The sequence below is a fragment of the Spirillospora sp. NPDC052242 genome (genome assembly GCF_040679555.1).
Classification (GTDB): domain Bacteria; phylum Actinomycetota; class Actinomycetes; order Streptosporangiales; family Streptosporangiaceae; genus Spirillospora.
Genome location: NZ_JBFAUZ010000024.1, coordinates 81,818 through 100,173, shown reverse-complemented (window position 1 = coordinate 100,173; position 18,356 = coordinate 81,818). Strand labels below are relative to the sequence as shown.

Here is an 18,356-nt window from a genome sequence, read left to right as displayed (position 1 = left end):
CCCAGCACCTCTCACCTCCAACATGACCTCGGGCAGGTAAGTCCGCGGCTGCGGGGAATGTCCGGGCAGGTGGTGTTCAGGCGCCGCCGGCCTCTCTAACTCCGCGACCGGCGGCGTGCTCGGACACGTCCGGGAGGCCGGACCCGCCGACGTCGACGCCGCGGTCGCCGCCGCCCGTCCCGCCGCCGACGCGTGGGCGGGGAGCGGGCCCGCCGAGCGGGCCGAGGCGCTGCGCGCCCTGGCCGCCGCACTCGTCGAGCGGCAGGACGCCATCGCGCGGGTCGTCAGCCTGGAGGTCGGCACCCCGCTGAAGATCTCCCAGCGGATCCAGGTCGGTCTTCCGGTCTCCGTGCTGAACGCCTTCGCCGACACGGTCTCGGCCTACGCGTGGGAGAGCGAGACCGGCAACTCCCTCCTCGTGCGCGAGCCCGTGGGCGTCGTCGCCGCGATCACGCCGTGGAACTACCCGCTGCACCAGCTCGTCGCCAAGGTCGGCGGCGCGATCGCCGCCGGATGCGCCGTGGTGGCCAAGCCCGCCGAGGTCGCCCCGCTCTCCGCCTTCGCGTTCGCCGACGCGTTCGCCGAGGTCGCGGACCGTCTCGGACTGCCCGCCGGACTGTTCAACCTCGTGCCCGGCCCGGGCTCGCGGGTCGGCGAGGCGCTCGCGGGCCACCCGGGCGTGGACGCGGTCTCCTTCACCGGCTCCACCGCGGTCGGCACGACGATCATGCGGGCGGCCGCCGCGAACATCACCCGCGTGTCGCTGGAACTCGGCGGCAAGTCCGCCAACATCGTCCTCCCCGACGCCGACCTCGGCCGCGCCGTGAAGACGGGAGTCGGCAACGCCTTCCTCAACTCCGGGCAGACCTGCTCGGCGTGGACCCGCATGCTCGTCCCGCGCGAATGTCACGACGAGGCCGTCGACCTCGCCCGCGCCGCGGCCGAACGGCTCACCGTCGGCCACCCGCTCGACCCGTCCACCCGCCTCGGCCCCCTGGCCTCCGCACGGCAGCGCGACACCGTCCTCGACTACATCCGGCTCGGCCGACGCGAAGGCGGCACGCTCGTCCTCGGCGGCGACACCCCGCCCGACGGCCTGCCGGACGGCTTCTATGTGCGGCCGACGATCTTCGCCGGCGTCGACAACGCCTCCCGCATCGCCCAGGAGGAGATCTTCGGCCCGGTCCTGACGATCATCCCCTTCGACGGCGAGGACGAGGCCGTCGCCATCGCCAACGACAGCCCCTACGGCCTGGCCGGGGGCGTGTGGAGCGCCGACGAGGAGCACGCGCTGGCCGTCGCCCGCCGCATCCGCACCGGGCAGGTCGACGTCAACGGCGCCGCCTTCAACCCCGCCGCGCCGTTCGGCGGCTACAAGAGGTCGGCATCGGCCGCGAGTTCGGCCACCACGGCATCGACGAGTTCGTCGAGACGAAGGCGATCCAGCGATGACCGGCCACCTGGAGACCATCGCCCGCTACTACGACGGCTGCAGCACCGGAGACGTCCCGCTGATGCGCGCCACGCTCGCCGACGACGTCGTCCACTGGTTCCTCGCCCCCAACCCCGGCTCCGCCGCGGTGCACGGCGGCGAGCACCTGGCCCGCTACTGGCGCAAGGTGCACCGACTCATCGACGCCGTCTGGATCGTCGACCACATCCTCGACGGCGCCTCCGAGGCCGTCATCGAATGGACGATGTTCTGGACGCCGCAGGGCTCCGGCCGCCGGGTGGCGACACGGGGCGCCGAATGGTTCGCCTTCACCCTCGACGGCCGCATCGGCGAGATCCGCTCCTACTACCGCCAGCTCGACGACCGCGACACCGAACTCGACGGCTTCCCCTACGCCGAGCGCGGCTACTCCGGGCACGGCGCCGAGCGCAGTGCCGTCCACACGCCCGCCGAGGAGGACTCCCGATGAACACCGTCACCGTCGACCGGAAGGGCGCGGTCGAGTGGATCGTCCTGGCCCGTCCCGACCGGCTCAACGCCCTGGACGAGACCACCCGCCGTGCGCTCCTGGAGGCATTGACGAGGGCCGGTGAGGACCCGTCCGTCCGGGCCATCGTCCTCACCGGCACGGGACGCGCGTTCTGCGCCGGGCAGGACCTCGCCGCCCGGCACGAACTCGACGACGCCGGCGCGACCGTCCGCGACACCTACAACCCGCTCGTCACCGCGATCACCGGCATGGGCACGCCGGTGATCGCCGCGGTCAACGGCCTCGCCTTCGGCGCCGGGATGGGACTCGCCCTGGTCTGCGACCTGGTCGTCGCGGCCGAAGAAGCCCGCTTCACCTGCGCCTTCGGCAAGGTCGGCCTGGTCCCCGACACCGGCCTGTCCGGCGTCCTGGTCCGCGCGCTCGGCCATGCCCGCGCCTACGAGCTCGCCGCGTCCGGACGCCCTCTGGACGCCCGGCGGGCGCTCGACCTCGGCCTGATCAACGCGGTCGTCCCCGCCGCCGACCTGGCCGCCGAAGCCCAGGCGCGCGCCGAAGCGCTGGCCGCCGGTCCCGCGACGGCGCTCGCCCTCACCAAGCGGGTCTTCCGCCTCGCCGCGCACGCACCCGCGTCCGACGTCCTCGCGGCCGAGGCGGACGCCCAGGGCATCGCCGCCCGCGGCCCCGAGCACGCCGAAGGGGTGGCCGCGTTCCTCGAGAAGCGCCCACCGCGATTCAGCGAAGCCCACCGAGCATCTGGAGCAACGTCGTGATCGTCGAACACGCCGAACTCGGCATCGTCCCCGGCCGCGAGGAGGAGTTCGAGGAGGCCTTCGCCCGCGGCCACCGGGTCATCGCGCAGGCCACCGGCTACCGCTGGGCCCGGCTCGTCCGCCAGGTCGAGAACCCCGGCACCTACCTGCTGCTGGTCGGCTGGGACTCCCTCGAAGCCCACACCATCGGCTTCCGCGATTCACCGCTCTTCCAGGAGTGGCGCGCGACCGTGGGCGAGTTCTTCGCGACGGCTCCCGCCGTCACCCACTACGAGGCGAGCGCGGACCTCGACCACCTCGGCTGAGCCTGTGCACGCCGCCGCGGTCAGCCTGCGGCGGGCGGCTCGCCACCGAGCAGGTAGCGCACGGCCACGTCCCCGAGTTGGGCGGTGAACGTGGCGTAATCGGTCTCGGGGGCGGTGAACCCGGGACCGTAGGCGACCCGGACGACCAGAGCCGCGAAGGTGGTGTTGAAGCAGGTGCGCACGGCACTCTCAGGGTCGTCGTGCGTGATGTGGTCCCGGTGAGCCAGAACGAGCGAGGTGAACTGGTCGCCGAGCCTCCGTGTGCTGGCGCCGCCTCGCCGCTGCACCTCGGGGTGGGCTCCGGAGATGAGCACGATCGCCTTCAGGAAACGGTCATGCCGGGCGAAGATCCGGGCCGTTTCCTCGACCGCCCCGCGCACCACCGCCTCCGCCGGTGAGCCCGCCCACCGTTCGGTGTCGGTGAGAACGGCCTGGTCGGCCTCCACCCGGGCCAGGCCGTGCTCGTAGACGGCGAGGAAGAGGGCGTCCTTGGTGTCGGCACGAGCGTAGATCGCGCGCGGCGCGACCTGGGCGCGCTCGCAGACGGCGGCGATGGTGAACGCCTCCAGGCCGCCCTCCTCGATGATCGCCACGCCGGCGTCCAGCACACGCGCCCACGCCTGGCGACTGCGTTCCTGGAGCGGCGGCCGGATCGACAGGTCGGCGGACGAGGAGTTCTGCGGGCTCATGAAGGACATTCTCGCCGCTCGGCCGCCCGAGGTTCGCGAACCCGCCCCCTTGACAGCGACGTGACCTGGACTACATCATCCTCAAAACGTAGTGCACGCTACGGTTTTACGTTGAGTGATCACAGATGCACGCCCGACGGCTCTGGAGAACGAACATGTTGATCGTGACCGGCAAGGCCCGTGCGCTGCCCGGACGCCGCGAGAAGCTGCTGGCGGCCGCCCGCGCGGTGGCGGAGGCGACGCGCGACGACGTTCCTGGCCCGGGTGCCCGGCCTGGTGCAGGGCCAGCCCTCGATGATCGTCTACGAGGCGTCCCCCGCCGGGTGAGGCTTCCCGCCCGCCCCATCGGCTTGCTCCCGGCCACAGCCCGTCCCACCCACCCGAGGAGAACATCATGAACGCCGCCTCCGGCAGACGCGGACGCGTCGTCGTCATCGGCGCCGGCCCCGCCGGCATGGCCACCGCGCTCTCGGTCCACCAGGCAGGCCACGAGGTGACGCTCCTGGAGCGTTACCCGCAGGCACGGCCGGCCGGGAACATCCTCAACCTGTGGCCCCCGCCCATCAAGACGCTCGGCCTGATGGGCGTGGACATCGACGACCTGGGCGCGCCCTGCCACTCCGAGTTCCGCCGGGTCGACGGCCGCCGCCGCGCGACCGTCCACCTGCCCGACGACGTCGTCCGCGACTACGGCGGCGGATTCATCGGCCTGCTACGCCCGGAACTCTACGAACGCCTGCTTGCCGCGCTCCCCGCGGGAATGCTCCAGGTCAACCGGCATGTGGAACGCTTCGAGCAGGATGAGGCCGGCGTACGGGTCCACCTGGACGACGGCGACGTCCTCGAAGCCGACGTGCTGGTCGGCGCCGACGGCATCGACTCCATGGTCCGCCGCACCCTGTGGGGCGACACCCCCAAACGAGAGCACAACCTGCACATCTTCGGCGGATACACCTTCGCGGACGACCTGGACGCCGAGCCGGGCCTGTGCATCATCTCCCACAACCGCACCGTCCAGGGAAGCTGGACCTCCATCCGGAACAAGGGCCGCCACGGTTTCCAATGGTGGATGCTCACCGCCCACGACGCCCGCACCGAGTTCACCGGCGACCTGCACGCCACCGCCACCGGCCTCGCCGAGGGCTTCGCCGCACCACTGCCGCGCCTCATCGCCGCGACCGACCCGGCGCACGTCCAGCGCTGGGTCCTGCGCGACCGCAAACCGCTCAAGCAGTGGTCCAAGGGCCGTGTCACCCTCGTCGGCGACGCCGCTCACTCCACCTCCCCCTACGCCGCCTACGGCGCCGGCATGGCCACCGAGGACGGCTACTTCCTGGGCCGCCGCCTCGCCGGCGTGGACCTGTCCGACCACACCGCGGTACGAACCGCGCTCCAGGCGTTCGAGGAGCCGCGCAAACCGCACACCGCCCGCCGGTCCCAGCAGGCGTACATCCTCGGCCAGGTCTTCCACCACGCACCGCGACCCCTGCGAGCGGTACGCGACCTGATCCTCGACCGCACTCCCCTGCTGCAGAAGGTCGTCGGCGAATCCTCCCCCGGCGAGATCCTCAAGCAGATCGCCGAGATCGACGCGGCCGAGAACGCCTTCACCGCCGCTCGCGAGCGGCCCGCCTGATCCCCAGCAGGGGCCGGATCGGGTACGCGCGCTGCTCCCGTCAGGTTCTGCGAGGCCCCTAGAGCGACGATGGCTGCGCCCGTTGACGCGCTGCGGCTTCCAGGTCGCGGTTGCCCTCCTCGTACACCACCCGGACACGGGAGGAACACAGTTTCCACCCACCGTCTCGCCGTGCGAGGCCAAGGGTGTAGTGACAGCCGATCACCCAGATAGGGGCATCGGCGGCTTCGATGATCAGGTGTGTGACACGGGCGTCGAACCGCGCCGTCGCCTCGGGTTCCTCGCCCAGTTCGACGACGACCGGACCCAGCAGGTGTTGCGTGGCATCGAAACCAGGGAGGAAACTCTGCAGGCCCGACACGAAATCGTCTGCGGACACCCGTTCCGGGCCACCCTGTTTCGACGGGTAATCAAGATCAACAGAATCGGTCGCCAGTGCGCCGATCGTTTGCCAATCATGCGCGTCCAGCGCATGAAAGAGCCGAGTCACCACTTCCGCGATCGCTATCTTCTCCATGGGTTGCACCACGTCGCTCCTCCGCTCGGATGGGTCGCCTGGCCGGTGGTACGGGCATGCCGCACCGATGTCCGGGCCGGCTCCCGGCCCTGGCACGCTGGGATGTGCCGACAACGCTAAGGAGGCCCTCCGTGGCTCACCAAACGGTCAGCTACACAGCGACCGAGTTCCTGCACAGCTGCCCGGGCCCGGTGGTCGAGCCCTCCCCGTCGTGCCCGGTAGAGATCACCCTCGCCGCGATACGCGGACGGTGGACCGCCCTGGTCATCCTCGAACTGCTGCACGGCCCGCGCAGCTTCAGCCAGCTCGCACAGGCCCTACCCGCGCTCTCGGACAAGGTCCTCACCGACCGGCTGACCCAACTGGTCGAGGCCGGCGCCCTCGACCGGCACCGCCAGCCGGGCTGGCCACCAAGAGTGCGCTACGCCCTCACCGAACGCGGCAGCGCCCTCGCACCGGTCCTGCAGGCGCTGTGGGAGTGGGGCTCGACCACCACAGCCCCTCGGTCACAGTAGGCAACGACCAACGCGAGCCGGGGCCGGCCCAGTCCACGGTCTCCAAGCACCCGAGCCGCCGGTAACTCGATCCGGGTCGCCGGATCATCGGATCAGCCCTCGGCGCAGGGTGGCGTGGCGGGGGGCGGCGTGATCCGGTATCCGGCTCCGGGTCTGGTCGTGATGATCGGTGGGCCTCCCAGTTTGCGGCGGAGGCGGCCGATGGTGACCGTGACGGTGTTCGTCATCGGATTGGCGTGCTCGTCCCACACCTGTTCGAGCAGGTCCTCGGTGCTGAGGAAGGCTGGAGCAGCGTGAAGGAGGGCTTCGAGCAGCGCGAATTCCTTGACCGACAGGTCCAGGTGGCGGCCGTCGCGGGTGGCGGTGCGGCGCGCGGGGTCGAGCTCGATGCCCGCCGCGCGCAATGTCCGGGGCCGTGCGGAGGGGCGGCGGCGGGCCAGGGAGCGGATGCGCAGCACCAGTTCGGGGAAGTGGAACGGTTTGGCCAGGTAGTCATCGGCTCCCAGAGTCAGGCCCGTGACCCGGTCGACCGGTGAATCGGCGGCGGTGAGCATGATGACCATGGCCCGGTCATCGCGATCTGTGATCATTTGACAGAGCGCGTCGCCGTGGATGCCGGGCAGGTCCCGGTCGAGGACGATCACCTCGTAGGCGTTCAGATCGAGCTTGGCCGCGGCCTCCAGGCCGTCGTAGGCCACGTCCACGGCCATGCCCTGATCGCTCAGCCCCTCGGCCAGTACGTCGGCCAGGGAACGAGCGTCCTCGACCACGAGCACCCTCACGCCGCCACCTCGAACTCGGCCGAGGGCAGTGCGATGGCGACGGTGAGGCCCCCTTCCGGCCGGGCTCGCAGGTGCAGGACGCCGCCGTGCACCGCGGCGACCGCTGCGACGATGGACAAGCCCAGCCCGGAGCCGTCGGCGGAACCGGTGCGGTCGGCGGCGAGCCGCTGGAACGGCATCGCCAGCCGATCGACCTCCTCCTGGGCGAGGACGCGTCCGCCGGTCTCCACGACGAGTTCGGCCGTCGCGTCATCGGTGGTGGCGGCGAGCCGGATCCAGCCGCCGTCTTCGTTGTGGAGGACGGCGTTGTCGACCACGTTGTCGACCATGCGCGCCAGGAGCGTCCCATCTCCCCGCGTCCACGCGCCGCCGGCAAGGCCCGTGGAGTCGATGGTCAGGCCCTTGGCCGCGATGGCGGTGGCCCTGGCGTCCAGCGCCTCGGCCGCCAGACGTCCGAGCGCGAGCCTCGTACGGTCGGCCAGAGTGGCGTGCTGCGCCCGGGCGAGTGAGAGGAGTCCTTCCAGGAGGCGGTCGACCTGGTCGAGCTCGTTACGGAGCCGGACGGCCAGTGCGGTGGTCTGCGCGGGGACGGGCTCGGGCTTGGCCAAGGCCACGTCCAGCGAAGCCCTCATCGTGGCCAGCGGAGTGCGCAGTTCGTGGGAGGCGTCGGCCACGAACCGGCGTTGTGCGGAGAAGGAGTTCTCCAGCCGTTCCAGCAGATCGTCGATGGTGTCGGCGAGATCCTTGACCTCGTCGCCCGGGCCCGACAGGGCCAGTCGCTCGTTCAGGTTGTCGGCGGTGATCCGGCGGGTCGTCGTGGTGATCGCCTGCAGTGGGCGCAGCACCCGGCCCGCGACGACCCGGCCCTGCACGATCGCTACCAGGCCCATGACCGCGAGCGCCACCGCCGAGGCGATCAGAAGCTGGCGCGACTGCGCGGCTTGGGCGTCGGACAGCCGGGCCTGCAGCGATGCGATGCGGTGGATCGCGGCGGTCAACGTGGTCGGCTCGGCCGCAGGTGCGGCGGTGGACGCGGACTGGCTGATCCGCCTCCCGCTCAGGCCCACGGCGTTGATGATGACCAGCAGCCCGACGGCCGACAGCAGGAACATTCCCCCGTATAGGACGGTGAGGCGCATTCGTACGGTGTGCCTTCGGCGTCGCCAGGTTCTCATGGCTCCAAGGATGCCGCGCCGATCCTAACAACGATGTGACAGCCTTCGTTCGCCCCGTTTTAGGCACGGGTCCGTACAACCGATCGCATGCAAGAAATCATTGAAGTCGACGGGCTGTGCAAGCGGTTCGGTTCGACCACGGCGCTGGACGGCATGTCGTTCGCTGTCCGGGCCGGCCGGGTCACCGGGTTGGTGGGCCCGAACGGGGCGGGCAAGTCCACCACGATGCGGGTGATCCTCGGGCTCGACGCGGCCGACGAGGGCCATGCGCTGATCGGCGGGCGGCCGTACGCGAGACTGCGTGCGCCGCTGCGCCATGTGGGGGCGCTACTGGATGCCGGGGCGCTGCAGCCGAGTCGCACCGCACGCGACCACCTGCTGTGGCTGGCCCATTCCCAGGGCCTGCCGGCCGGACGGGTGGACGAGGTGCTCGATCAGGTCGGGATGCGGCCGGTGGCCCGGCGCAAAGCGGGCGGCTTCTCCCTGGGCATGCGTCAACGGCTCGGCATCGCCGCCGCTCTCCTCGGCGACCCGCCCGTGCTGATCCTGGACGAGCCGGTCAACGGTCTCGACCCTGAAGGAATCGTCTGGATGCGCCACCTGCTGCGGTCCCTGGCCGATGAAGGGCGCGCCGTGCTGCTGTCCAGCCATCTGATGCGGGAACTGGAGGGCACCGCCGACCATCTGGTGGTGGTGGGCAGGGGCCGCGTCATCGCCGATACCGGTGTGACCGAACTGATCGCGGCGGCCTCCCGCGGCCGGGTCACGCTTCGGACGCCCGAGCCCGCCGCGGCGACGCCGGTGCTGGGCCGCGCCGGTGCCACCGTGCAGCCTGCCGATCAGAACACCCTCGTCGTCACCGGCCTGCCCGCCGAGCGGATCGTGGCCGTTCTCACCGCCGCCGCGGTTCCCCTCTCCGAGGTGGCGACGCACCGGGCGACGCTGGAGCAGGCCTACATGGACCTCACCGGCAACGCCGTCGAGTACCGGGGAGCGGCACGATGAGCACCGTCCGGCGCGAGAGAGAAAGCAATGCCGGAGTCGAGTTCGGCAGGCTCCTGCATGCCGAGTGGACCAAGTTCAGAACGGTACGCGGCTGGGTGGCCGCCACCATCGCGGGGGTACTGGTCACCGTGGGGCTCGGGCTGCTCTCGGCATCCGGGAGTCACTCCTCATGCGGCGCCGGCCCCGTCGCGGTCGCCTGCCCGCCGCCTCCGACGGCACCGACCGGCGAGGCGGTGAATGACAAGTTCTACTTCTCGCACCGCACGCTGACCGGGGACGGCGGCATCACCGTACGCCTCACCTCCATGACCGGCCGGATTCGCAAGCCCAGCGCCGATGCAGGCGAACGGAACGTGGTGTCCGGAGTGGTTCCGTGGGCCAAGGCCGGCGTCATGATCAAAGAGAGCACCCGGCAGGGCGCACCGTACGCGGCGGTGATGATGACCGGCGAGCACGGCGTGCGCATGCAGTACAACTTCACCCACGACCTGGCCGGTCGGCACCGTGACGTCTCCGAGCGGTCGCCGCTGTGGCTGCGGCTGACCCGCTCCGGCGACACGCTCACAGGGTTCGAGTCCGCCGACGGCCGCACGTGGACCCGGATCGGCACGGCATCCCTGACCGGGCTGCCGCGTAGTGTCCAGATCGGCATGTTCGCGACCTCCCCGGGCGACCTGACCGTCACGCAGGGGGACCTCGGCGGGACCATCGCCGCGGAACGCTTCACCGAGACCACCGGTACGTTCGACCGGGTCACCGTGACGGGCAACGCGCCGGAGACCTGGCGCGACGACGACATCGGCGTCACGATCGGGCCCGACGGGGCGCCGCACCATCCGGGCCGCGCCGTCCGGTCCGACGGCGTCGTCGCCGTGAGCGGTGTCGGCGACATCGCGCCCGCCACGGAGGGCTTGAAGGGCGAAGCCCCGCTCGCCGGCGCGCTGACCGGGTTGATCCTGGTGATCGTCGTCGCGGTCATGTTCATCACCGCCGAGTACCGGCACGACCTGATCCGGACCACTCTGCTGGCCGGTCCCCGGCGCGGCCGGACACTGGCGGCCAAAGCCCTCGCGCTCGGCCTGGTCGTCTTCGCGGTCGCGCTGCCCGCCACCACGGTCACCTTCGTGGTCGGCGGGAGGATTCTGCGCGGCAACGGCAACGCCGTCCTCCCCGCGCCCCTGCTCACACAGGTACGCATCGTGGTCGGCATGGCGGTGCTGTTCGCGCTGGCCGCAGTGCTGGCCCTGGCCTTCGGCGCGTTGCTGCGCCGCGGCATCGCGGCCGTCATCACCGCCATCGCGACGATCGTGGTGCCGCACGTCGTGGCGACCACCTCGATCCTGCCCGACGGCGCGGCCCGATGGCTGCTGAGCGTCACCCCGGCGGCCGGCTTCGCCGTCCAGCAGAGCATCCCGGAATACCCCCAGGTGCTCGCCCACTACTCGCCCATAGCCGGGTTCTACCCGCTGCCACCCTTGGCAGGGCTCGCCGTGCTCGCCGCTTACGCCGCCCTCGCCGTCGGCCTTGCCGCCTTCCGGCTCCGTCGGGTAGACGCATGAGGCATCACTCGCCCGCACACCCGGCGATGGCGATCCTGCACGCCGAGTGGACGAAGCTGCGCACCCTGAGGGCCACCGGTCGGCTGCTCCTCGCGATCATCGCGCTGACCGTCCTCACAGGCTGCGCCGCCTCCGCCCTCGTCTCATGCGGTACCGAGGCCTGCGGCTACGACCCCGCCGAGATCAGCCTCTTCGGCGTGCAGGCCGGCCAGTCCCTCGTCGCCGTCCTGGCCGCCCTGGCGATCAGCGGCGAGTACGGCACGGGCATGATCCGCCTCACCCTGACGGCCATGCCGAACCGGACCGGCGTGCTGGCCGCCAAATCGATCATTCTGGCCGCCGTGACCCTGGGCACCGCGAGCATCGCCGTGCTCGTCTCCGTCCTGGTCACCCGCCCCATCCTGCTCCACAACGGGTTCCCACCCGAGCCTCTCGTTCTCACCAGCGGCCCCATGCTCCGTGCCGCCATCGGCTCGATCCTGTACCTGACGCTCATCGCCCTGCTCAGCCTGGGCGTCGCCACCGCCGTACGAGACTCCGCCATCGCCATCGCAGTCGTCCTAGGGCTGCTCTACCTCTTCCCCGCCCTCATCCTCCTGATCTCCAACGACGACTGGCAACGCCTGCTGTGGCAGGTCTCCCCCATGAACGCCGGACTCGCCATCCAGGCGACCACCGACCTCGCCGCTCTCCCGCTCTCCCCCTGGGAAGGCCTAGGCGTGCTGACCGCCTGGACCCTAGGGGCCCTTCTGGTCGGCGGCCTGCTGCTACGGAAACGCGATGCATGACAGGCGCCGTCGCCTCCATGGACCCGACCACCAGGTGCTGGCCGGCGTCCTGTCAGCGGTGGCCCTCGGAATCGGCACCGCCATGGTCTACCCCGCCCTCATCGCCTCGGTGTCCGACCACGCCCACCCCACCTGGCGCGCCAACGCCCTGGGCACCTACCGCTTCCGGCGCGACATCGGCTACGCCGCCGGCGCCCTGATCACCGGGGCCACACTTCACTCTCGGCCACACATGCGCGCCAAGCACGACGACCTGCCCACCGACCGCCTGGTCCTGGTATCGGCCCCGGGGTTCACCGCACGCTCGGGCCGGACGGGTTCGTGGCGATGTGGTGCTGGATCACGGACTGTGGGCGAGGGCGGAAGAGTCGTCGGCGACCGGCGGGCGTGCCCATGCTGAGCGCGAACCCGGTAGCCGTCTGACGATGCCCGCCGATGTCCGAAGCCCGGGTCATCACCTTCATGGAGATGTGGCTGAACCCGACGCTGGCCGCAGCCACTACCCGCGCTCGCGTACGTGGCCCAGTGTCATTGTCCTGATCGACCAGCCCGGTCGGGGTTTTTCGCCTGGTCACGCCGACGGGCAGGCCCGCTTGCGCGGACCTGCCCGTCGGCGATCTGTTCTCGGCGCGTTGTTAGAGCGCGCGGACCAGGTCGGCCTGCATGCCCTTGGGGCCGCGGATGGAGGTGAACTCCACCTTCTGGGCCTCTTCGAGGGTACGGAAGCCGTCGCTCTCGATCACCGACTGGTGAACGAAGATGTCGGCGGAGCCGTCATCGGGCGCGATGAACCCGAATCCCTTGTCGGGGTTGAACCACTTCACGGTTCCCTGAGTCATGGGTGTCTCCTTCGGACGGGTGCGGATCGACGCGGCCGCGTCGATCCGGGCTGCTGGCCGTACGCCCGTCTGGAGTGGCCCCCAAATGACGAAACGCCCGCTGCTGAAGCTCCGCTGTCGGAACTCCGCGGGCGTTTCCACGTTCGCAAAACTCGACTACAACCATTACCGCCCACCGTACACCACGGCGGCGACTCCGGCCAGTGTGGTGGCGGTCTTGGGCGGGTCAGGCCCGCTCAGGAACGGGTTCTTGGTCCCGATTCGCGTGCGGGCGGGTCTCTCGTCGTGAGCTTGCAGACCTCCAGCCCGCCTTTCCAGCATCGCACCGGCGACTAGCAGAGCGCGGCCGCGAGGCGGCGCCATTCCTCGCGCGGGAAGATCTTCGGCTCCGCTGTCAGCACCTGCAGGCAGACGTGATCGGCACCGGCCGCGCGATGCTCATCGACCCGTTTCATGATCGCCTTCTCGTCTCCCCAGGCGATGAGGGCGTCGAAGAGGCGGTCGCTCACGCGTTCCAGGTCGTCGGGCTCGAAGCCCAGGCGCAGCAGGTTGGCCGCGTAGTTGGGCAGTGCGAGGTAGCGGCGCAGCCAGTCGACCCCGATCGCTCGTGCCTCGTCCGCGTCCGGGCAAAGGATCACGGTTTGTTCGGGGAGGACGAGCGGGCCGTCGCCCAGGGTTTCGCGTGCTCGCCGGGTGTGGGCGGGTGTGACCAGGTAGGTATGGACGCCGCGGGCCCGCTCCACCCCGAGCTGGGACATCTTCGGTCCGAGGGCGGCCAGCACCCGGCTCTCGGCGGGCACCGGCGGCGCCGCACCGTCGAGCTCGTCCAGGAAGGCGCCCATCGCGGCCAGGGGCTTGCGGTACGGACCGGCCCGCGCGGCCTCGACGCGGGGGGCATGGCTCACTCCGATGCCCAGCATGAACCGCTCGCCATGGGCGGAGGCGAGCGCGTCGCAGGAGGCGGCGACGTCGGCGGGCGCGTGCATCCACAGGTTCAGGACGCCCGTCGCGACGGTCGTCCGGCGGGTCGCGGTGAGGAGATGATCGACGGTGTCGAAGACCGGTCCCCCGGCGTCCGGGATCCACAGCGCGCTGAAGCCCAGTTGTTCGAGTTCGGCGGCCGCCTCCGCCGCCTCGACCGGGTCGCCGTACCGCAGATGGGGACTCCACACGCCCACTCCGAACAGTTCCACCGATGTCTCCCTCATCCGACGGCGCGGACACTCCGAATCCATCATGGACAATGATGCGAGAGCAAACGAAATAGCAATCTTTGATGTGGCCATGCCAGGAGTGAATCGGAGGAACGCCCGATGGACCTGAAGCAGCTCAGGGCGCTCGTCACGGTGGCCGAGGTGGGCAGCGTCACGCGTGCCGCGGAGATCCTGCACCTGGTGCAGCCCGCGGTCACCCGGCAGATCCGCACTCTGGAGCAGGAAGTCGGCATGCCGCTGTTCGAGCGGACGCGGCAGGGCATGCGGCCCACCGAGGCGGGGGCCCACATGGTGTACCGCGCCCGCCGCGCCCTGCACGAGCTGGAGCGGGCCCGGGCCGAGATCCAGCCGACGCCCGTCTCGGTGTCGGGCATCGTGACGGTCGGCCTGCTGGAGAGCGTGACCGACCTGCTGGCCGAGCCGCTGGTGTCGGCCATCGCCGCCGAACACCCCGGAATCGAATTGCGGCTCGTCACCGCCTACTCCGGGCACCTGCAGCAATGGCTCGACAACGAGGACCTCGACCTGACGCTGCTGTACAACATGGACAACTCACAGTCCCTGCACACCAATCCGCTCCTCCGCGAGGGGCTGTGGGCCGTCGCGCCCGCAGCGGACGAACTGCGGGAGGACCGGCCCGTCCCGTTCGCCGAGGTCGCGGAACATCGGCTCGTCCTGCCGGCGGCGGGGCACGCACTGCGGGCGCTGATCGACCGGGCCGCCGGGCAGGCGGGGGCCGAACTGGACGTCGCCGTTCAGACGAACTCGCTGCGGGTGCAGAAGCGGCTCGTCCAGGCGGGGCACGGCTGGACGATCCTGCCCGGCGTGGGGGCCGCCGACGACGTCGCCCAGGGGCTGCTCTCCGCGGCACCGCTGTGCGAACCCGAGGTCCGCCGCTCGGTCGTCCTGGCCACGCCGCGGGGCGTGCGCCTGCCTCTCGCCGCCCAGGTCGTCGCCCGCTCGCTGATGGACCAGGTTCACCTCGCGGTGACGGACGGCAGGTGGCGATCGGTCCAGCCGAGCCCGTTCTACGCCTGATCACCGCCGCCGGTCGACGTCGACGCCGACATACGGCCCGCGCATAGAGGCATCACGAACTTCTATTTCACCGGGCCCCTCATTGGCGTTCATGATGGGACTCACTCCGAGCCGCGCTTGCGGCGGGGGCCTGAAGACTTTCCGGGACCGGCCGGACGGAAAGGGTTCCGCCTCCGCCGTCGGCTCTGCTCGGCACCCGAGCCCGAGCGGCGGGCGACCGCTGACGATCTCGCCCGCCGAGCACCGTCGGCGCGTCCGCGGACGGCTCGGCGCCTCCCGATGACACGAAGGGTGAGAACGGTGGCCTACTTCCCGAAACCCGCCGCGGGTTCCTGGACCGAGAACTATCCGGAGCTCGGCACCGGTCCGGTGGACTACCGCGACTCCATCGATCCGGCCTTCTTCGAGGAGGAGAAGGAAGCGATCTTCAGACGGTCGTGGCTGAACGTCGGCCGCGTCGAACGCGTCCCGAAGGTGGGCAGCTACTTCACCAAGGAGCTGGCGGTCGTCGGGACGTCGCTGATCATCGTGCGCGGCAAGGACAAGAAGGTCCGGGCGTTCCACAACGTGTGCCGGCACCGCGGCAACAAGCTGGTGTGGAACGACTACCCGGGCGAGGAGTCGGCGGGCACCTGCCGGCAGTTCACCTGCAAGTACCACGCGTGGCGGTACGGGCTGGACGGCGAACTGACGTTCGTCCAGCAGGAAGAGGAGTTCTTCGACCTCGACAAGTCCCGGTACGGGCTCAAGGAGGTCGCCTGCGACGTCTGGGAGGGGTTCGTCTTCGTCAACCTCGACCCGCAGGAGAGCCTGCTGGAGCACCTGGGCGAGGTCGGCAAGGGCCTGGAGGGCTATCCCTTCCACGAGATGACCGAGGTGTACTCCTACCGGGCCGAGGTGGGCAGCAACTGGAAGCTGTTCATCGACGCGTTCGCCGAGTTCTACCACGCGCCGATCCTGCACCAGAAGCAGGCGGTGAAGAGCGAGGCGGACAAGCTGGCGAACACCGGGTTCGAGGCGCTGCACTACGAGCTGTTCGGCCCGCACTCGATGGTGTCGTCGTGGGGCGGGATGGCGCCGCCGAAGGACCCGTCGATGGTGAAGCCGATCGAGCGGGCGCTGCGCAGCGGCCTGTTCGGGCCCTGGGACCGGCCGGCCATCGAGGGCCTCGACCCGCTGCCTCCCGCGATCAACCCGTCGCGGCACAAGTCGTGGGGCACCGACTCGTTCATCATCTTCCCGAACTTCATGCTGCTGGTCTGGGCCCCCGGCTGGTACCTGACCTACAACTACTGGCCGACGGCCGTCGACCGGCACGTCTTCGAGGCGAACCTGTACTTCGTCCCGCCGAGGAACGCCCGCGAGCGGCTGGGGCAGGAGCTGGCGACGCTGACGTTCAAGGAGTACGCCCTCCAGGACGGCAACACCCTCGAAGCCACGCAGACCATGCTGAACAGCCGTGCCGTCACCGAGTTCCCGGTGAACGACCAGGAGATCCTGCTCCGCCACCTGCACAGGGTGGCGCGCGAGCGGGTCGCGGAGCACCGAGGCGAGGAGGCCCGGAATGCCGCTGCCCGCTGAGTTCGCCGACCTGGAGCCGTACGCGGACTGGGCGCTGCCGACCGAACCCGAGCTGTACGCGAAGCGGCTCGCCAGTTCCATGGAGGAGATGCAGGCGTTCTACGACGCGGCCTTCCCCAGGCTGGAGGACGCCATCGCCCACATCGACGGGCACCCGTGGGACGACCTGCCCGACGACGCCCGCACGCTGATGCACCTCATGCAGGGTCTGATCATGGCGTCGTTCCCCGTCGAGGTGTGGAAGCAGCCCCGGGTCCCCGACTCCGGCGCCGCCTACCTGGACCTGGTCGTCGAACCCGTGGTCTGACGTCCACGGTCACCGATGCTCGCAACACCCGTCGTTGGAGGACGGACATGGCGCTTTACCCGAAACCGGCAGAGGGCAGCTGGACCGAGCACTACCCCGACCTCGGCACAGGGGTGGTCTCCTACGAGGACTGCATCTCCCCGGCGTTCTACGAGGCCGAGCGCGAGGCGATCTTCAAGCGGACGTGGCTGAACGTCGGCCGCGTCGAGGACGTGCCGCGCAACGGACGCTACTTCACCAAGGAGATCGAGGTCGCCGACACCTCGATCATCGTGGTGCGCGACCTGAAGGGGCGGGTGCGGGCCTTCCAGAACGTCTGCCGGCACCGTGGCAACAAGCTGGTGTGGAACGACTACCCCGGCGAGGAGACGTCCGGAACCTGCCGCCAGTTCACCTGCAAGTACCACGGTTGGCGCTACGGGCTGGACGGCGAACTGACGTTCGTCCAGCAGGAAGAGGAGTTCTTCGACCTCGACAAGTCGGACTTCGGGCTGAAGCCGGTGCACTGCGACGTGTGGGCGGGGTTCGTGTTCGTCAACCTCGCCGACGAGCCGCCGCAGTCGCTGCGGGAGTTCCTCGGCCCGATGATCACGCCGCTCGAGGGCTACCCGTTCGAGCGGATGACCGACCGGTACGCGTTCCGCGCCGACGTCGGCTGCAACTGGAAGATCTTCCTGGACGCCTTCCAGGAGTACTACCACGTGCCCGTCCTGCACAGCCAGGAGGCGACGCCCGCCGCACGTCCCAAGGTCACCGGGTTCGAGGCGCCGCACTACCAGCTGGACGGCCCGCACCGGATGGTCAGCGTCTCCAGCGCCCCGCGCCGGCTGTGGCCCGCCGACTACCAGTACCCGATCGAGATCGCGACCCGCAGCGGCCTGTTCGGCCCCTGGAACGAGCCCGACCTCGGCACCGACCTGCCCGGCACCAACCCCGGCAAGGTCGATCAGTGGGTCACCGACAACTTCCAGATCTTCCCGAACATGGAGATCCTGATCTGGGCGAGCGGCTGGTACATGGTGTACACGTACTGGCCCACCTCCCATAACACCCACCGGTACGAGGGCACGCTCTACTTCCCTCCGGCGCAGAACGCCAGCGACCGCGCCGCGCAGGAGTGCGCCGTCGTGATGTTCAAGGAGTTCGCGCTCCAGGACGCCGGCATGCTCGTCGGCACCCAGCAGGGACTCGAGTCGCGGGCGGTGGAGAACGACTTCCCCCTCAACGACCAGGAACTGCTGGTACGCCACTTCCACAAGGCGGTCGGCGACTGGGTCGACGACCACTGGTCCAACCTGGGAGGGCTGCCCCGATGACGGCCACGCTGCTTCCCCCCGAGTTCTCCGACCTCGAACCCTTCGCCGAGACCTGGTGCCTGGCGACCGAGTCCGAACGCTGGGAACGGCGCATGTCCAGCACGATGCCCGAACTGCAGGCGTTCTACGACGCCGCTTTCCCGCGGCTCCGGGACGCCCTCGACCACTGCGACGGGTTCCCCCTCGACGACATGCCCGAGCAGGCCCGCCGCCTGCTCCAGCTCGTCCACTCGACCATCATGGTCGCGATGTGCGTCGAGATCTGGCACCAGCCCCAGGTCGTCAACGGCGCCGACGCCCAGATCCACCGCGTCGGCGACCCCGCGCCCTGACGCACGGCCCCCTGGGCGCGCCGCACGCCCAGGCCCCCGCCCCTC

20 protein-coding genes and 1 pseudogene are annotated in these 18,356 nt (G+C 70.4%); 15 read left to right on the top strand and 6 right to left on the bottom strand.

Annotated features, from left to right (window positions below; genetic code table 11):
- Positions 1 to 115: 115 nt before the first annotated feature.
- From AB0L25_RS20945 to AB0L25_RS20930, 4 genes and pseudogenes are all read left to right on the top strand, one after another.
- Positions 116 to 1,330: pseudogene (locus AB0L25_RS20945) on the top strand (aldehyde dehydrogenase family protein); the annotation flags it as partial.
- A 118-nt stretch (positions 1,331 to 1,448) separates the two neighbouring features.
- A complete protein-coding gene (locus AB0L25_RS20940) occupies positions 1,449 to 1,922 on the top strand; it encodes a nuclear transport factor 2 family protein (RefSeq protein ID WP_500174327.1) in 474 nt (157 codons plus the stop codon).
- A complete protein-coding gene (locus AB0L25_RS20935; protein ID WP_500174326.1) occupies positions 1,919 to 2,713 on the top strand; it encodes an enoyl-CoA hydratase/isomerase family protein in 795 nt (264 codons plus the stop codon). Before AB0L25_RS20940 ends, AB0L25_RS20935 begins: the two co-directional genes overlap by 4 nt.
- Positions 2,710 to 3,018 carry an antibiotic biosynthesis monooxygenase family protein gene (locus tag AB0L25_RS20930; protein ID WP_500174298.1) on the top strand — a complete coding sequence of 103 codons (309 nt, stop codon included), beginning with the start codon at positions 2,710 to 2,712 and terminating at the stop codon, positions 3,016 to 3,018. Before AB0L25_RS20935 ends, AB0L25_RS20930 begins: the two co-directional genes overlap by 4 nt.
- 20 nt (positions 3,019 to 3,038) lie before the next feature.
- Here AB0L25_RS20930 and AB0L25_RS20925 read toward each other — a convergent pair whose 3' ends face one another.
- A complete protein-coding gene (locus AB0L25_RS20925; protein ID WP_500174297.1) occupies positions 3,039 to 3,707 on the bottom strand; it encodes a TetR/AcrR family transcriptional regulator in 669 nt (222 codons plus the stop codon).
- A gap of 180 nt (positions 3,708 to 3,887) precedes the next feature.
- On the opposite strand from AB0L25_RS20925, the gene AB0L25_RS20920 reads away from it, so the two are divergent.
- Together AB0L25_RS20920 and AB0L25_RS20915 are read left to right on the top strand one after the other, a co-directional pair.
- Entirely contained in the window at positions 3,888 to 4,034 is a 147-nt protein-coding gene (locus AB0L25_RS20920; RefSeq protein ID WP_500174296.1) for a hypothetical protein, read from the top strand.
- 67 nt (positions 4,035 to 4,101) lie between these two features.
- Complete coding sequence (locus AB0L25_RS20915) at positions 4,102 to 5,343, top strand: FAD-dependent oxidoreductase (protein ID WP_500174295.1); 1,242 nt, start codon at positions 4,102 to 4,104, stop codon at positions 5,341 to 5,343.
- A 58-nt stretch (positions 5,344 to 5,401) separates the two neighbouring features.
- On the opposite strand, the gene AB0L25_RS20910 is transcribed toward AB0L25_RS20915, so the two are convergent.
- Positions 5,402 to 5,860 carry a nuclear transport factor 2 family protein gene (locus tag AB0L25_RS20910; protein WP_500174294.1) on the bottom strand — a complete coding sequence of 153 codons (459 nt, stop codon included), beginning with the start codon at positions 5,858 to 5,860 and terminating at the stop codon, positions 5,402 to 5,404.
- Between the two features lie 131 nt (positions 5,861 to 5,991).
- Here AB0L25_RS20910 and AB0L25_RS20905 point away from each other — a divergent pair, with 131 nt between their 5' ends.
- Positions 5,992 to 6,375 carry a winged helix-turn-helix transcriptional regulator gene (locus tag AB0L25_RS20905; RefSeq protein ID WP_500174293.1) on the top strand — a complete coding sequence of 128 codons (384 nt, stop codon included), beginning with the start codon at positions 5,992 to 5,994 and terminating at the stop codon, positions 6,373 to 6,375.
- A gap of 92 nt (positions 6,376 to 6,467) precedes the next feature.
- Here the strand turns inward: AB0L25_RS20905 and AB0L25_RS20900 are convergent, their stop codons facing one another.
- Positions 6,468 to 7,157 (bottom strand): response regulator transcription factor, encoded by a 690-nt coding sequence (locus tag AB0L25_RS20900; protein WP_500174292.1) that lies wholly within the window; start codon positions 7,155 to 7,157, stop codon positions 6,468 to 6,470.
- Positions 7,154 to 8,269 (bottom strand): sensor histidine kinase, encoded by a 1,116-nt coding sequence (locus AB0L25_RS20895; protein ID WP_500174291.1) that lies wholly within the window; start codon positions 8,267 to 8,269, stop codon positions 7,154 to 7,156. Before AB0L25_RS20895 ends, AB0L25_RS20900 begins: the two co-directional genes overlap by 4 nt.
- A gap of 150 nt (positions 8,270 to 8,419) precedes the next feature.
- Between AB0L25_RS20895 and AB0L25_RS20890 the strand changes: the two genes are divergently transcribed.
- Genes AB0L25_RS20890 through AB0L25_RS20880 form a run of 3 tightly spaced genes read left to right on the top strand, consistent with a single transcriptional unit; the run spans position 8,420 to position 11,684 of the window.
- Positions 8,420 to 9,337 (top strand): ATP-binding cassette domain-containing protein, encoded by a 918-nt coding sequence (locus AB0L25_RS20890; RefSeq protein ID WP_500174290.1) that lies wholly within the window; start codon positions 8,420 to 8,422, stop codon positions 9,335 to 9,337.
- On the top strand, positions 9,334 to 10,896 hold the full coding sequence (locus tag AB0L25_RS20885) for a DUF1349 domain-containing protein (protein ID WP_500174289.1): 1,563 nt from the start codon (positions 9,334 to 9,336) through the stop codon (positions 10,894 to 10,896). The genes AB0L25_RS20890 and AB0L25_RS20885 overlap by 4 nt, the downstream gene beginning before the upstream one ends.
- A 26-nt stretch (positions 10,897 to 10,922) precedes the next feature.
- Complete coding sequence (locus AB0L25_RS20880) at positions 10,923 to 11,684, top strand: ABC transporter permease (RefSeq protein ID WP_500174288.1); 762 nt, start codon at positions 10,923 to 10,925, stop codon at positions 11,682 to 11,684.
- A 635-nt stretch (positions 11,685 to 12,319) separates the two neighbouring features.
- Here AB0L25_RS20880 and AB0L25_RS20875 read toward each other — a convergent pair.
- Complete coding sequence (locus tag AB0L25_RS20875) at positions 12,320 to 12,523, bottom strand: cold-shock protein (protein WP_500174287.1); 204 nt, start codon at positions 12,521 to 12,523, stop codon at positions 12,320 to 12,322.
- A gap of 332 nt (positions 12,524 to 12,855) precedes the next feature.
- Complete coding sequence (locus tag AB0L25_RS20870) at positions 12,856 to 13,716, bottom strand: TIGR03620 family F420-dependent LLM class oxidoreductase (RefSeq protein WP_500174286.1); 861 nt, start codon at positions 13,714 to 13,716, stop codon at positions 12,856 to 12,858.
- A 120-nt stretch (positions 13,717 to 13,836) separates the two neighbouring features.
- Here AB0L25_RS20870 and AB0L25_RS20865 point away from each other — a divergent pair, with 120 nt between their 5' ends.
- The 5 genes from AB0L25_RS20865 (at position 13,837) to AB0L25_RS20845 (ending at position 18,311) form a co-directional block, all read left to right on the top strand.
- The gene (locus AB0L25_RS20865; RefSeq protein ID WP_500174285.1) at positions 13,837 to 14,775 is read left to right on the top strand and encodes a LysR family transcriptional regulator; all 939 of its coding nucleotides are present in this window, start codon (positions 13,837 to 13,839) and stop codon (positions 14,773 to 14,775) included.
- Positions 14,776 to 15,075: 300 nt separating this feature from the next.
- Positions 15,076 to 16,356, top strand: a complete 1,281-nt coding sequence (locus AB0L25_RS20860) for an aromatic ring-hydroxylating oxygenase subunit alpha (protein ID WP_500174284.1) — start codon at positions 15,076 to 15,078, stop codon at positions 16,354 to 16,356.
- Entirely contained in the window at positions 16,340 to 16,663 is a 324-nt protein-coding gene (locus AB0L25_RS20855; protein ID WP_500174283.1) for a hypothetical protein, read from the top strand. The genes AB0L25_RS20860 and AB0L25_RS20855 overlap by 17 nt, the downstream gene beginning before the upstream one ends.
- Positions 16,664 to 16,710: 47 nt before the next feature.
- Positions 16,711 to 17,979 carry an aromatic ring-hydroxylating oxygenase subunit alpha gene (locus AB0L25_RS20850; RefSeq protein WP_500174282.1) on the top strand — a complete coding sequence of 423 codons (1,269 nt, stop codon included), beginning with the start codon at positions 16,711 to 16,713 and terminating at the stop codon, positions 17,977 to 17,979.
- Positions 17,976 to 18,311, top strand: a complete 336-nt coding sequence (locus AB0L25_RS20845; protein WP_500174281.1) for a hypothetical protein — start codon at positions 17,976 to 17,978, stop codon at positions 18,309 to 18,311. Before AB0L25_RS20850 ends, AB0L25_RS20845 begins: the two co-directional genes overlap by 4 nt.
- Positions 18,312 to 18,356: the final 45 nt, after the last annotated feature.

Excerpts from the sequence above, each read along its gene's own strand:
- AB0L25_RS20940 (WP_500174327.1), top strand. The coding sequence starts at position 1,449 with ATGACCGGCCACCTGGAGACCATCGCCCGCTACTACGACGGCTGCAGC.
- AB0L25_RS20935 (WP_500174326.1), top strand. The coding sequence starts at position 1,919 with ATGAACACCGTCACCGTCGACCGGAAGGGCGCGGTCGAGTGGATCGTC.
- AB0L25_RS20925 (WP_500174297.1), bottom strand. The coding sequence starts at position 3,707 with ATGAGCCCGCAGAACTCCTCGTCCGCCGACCTGTCGATCCGGCCGCCG.
- AB0L25_RS20915 (WP_500174295.1), top strand. The coding sequence starts at position 4,102 with ATGAACGCCGCCTCCGGCAGACGCGGACGCGTCGTCGTCATCGGCGCC.
- AB0L25_RS20910 (WP_500174294.1), bottom strand. The coding sequence starts at position 5,860 with ATGGAGAAGATAGCGATCGCGGAAGTGGTGACTCGGCTCTTTCATGCG.
- AB0L25_RS20895 (WP_500174291.1), bottom strand. The coding sequence starts at position 8,269 with ATGTTCCTGCTGTCGGCCGTCGGGCTGCTGGTCATCATCAACGCCGTG.
- AB0L25_RS20890 (WP_500174290.1), top strand. The coding sequence starts at position 8,420 with ATGCAAGAAATCATTGAAGTCGACGGGCTGTGCAAGCGGTTCGGTTCG.
- AB0L25_RS20885 (WP_500174289.1), top strand. The coding sequence starts at position 9,334 with ATGAGCACCGTCCGGCGCGAGAGAGAAAGCAATGCCGGAGTCGAGTTC.
- AB0L25_RS20880 (WP_500174288.1), top strand. The coding sequence starts at position 10,923 with ATGGCGATCCTGCACGCCGAGTGGACGAAGCTGCGCACCCTGAGGGCC.
- AB0L25_RS20875 (WP_500174287.1), bottom strand. The coding sequence starts at position 12,523 with ATGACTCAGGGAACCGTGAAGTGGTTCAACCCCGACAAGGGATTCGGG.
- AB0L25_RS20865 (WP_500174285.1), top strand. The coding sequence starts at position 13,837 with ATGGACCTGAAGCAGCTCAGGGCGCTCGTCACGGTGGCCGAGGTGGGC.
- AB0L25_RS20855 (WP_500174283.1), top strand. The coding sequence starts at position 16,340 with ATGCCGCTGCCCGCTGAGTTCGCCGACCTGGAGCCGTACGCGGACTGG.
- AB0L25_RS20850 (WP_500174282.1), top strand. The coding sequence starts at position 16,711 with ATGGCGCTTTACCCGAAACCGGCAGAGGGCAGCTGGACCGAGCACTAC.
- AB0L25_RS20845 (WP_500174281.1), top strand. The coding sequence starts at position 17,976 with ATGACGGCCACGCTGCTTCCCCCCGAGTTCTCCGACCTCGAACCCTTC.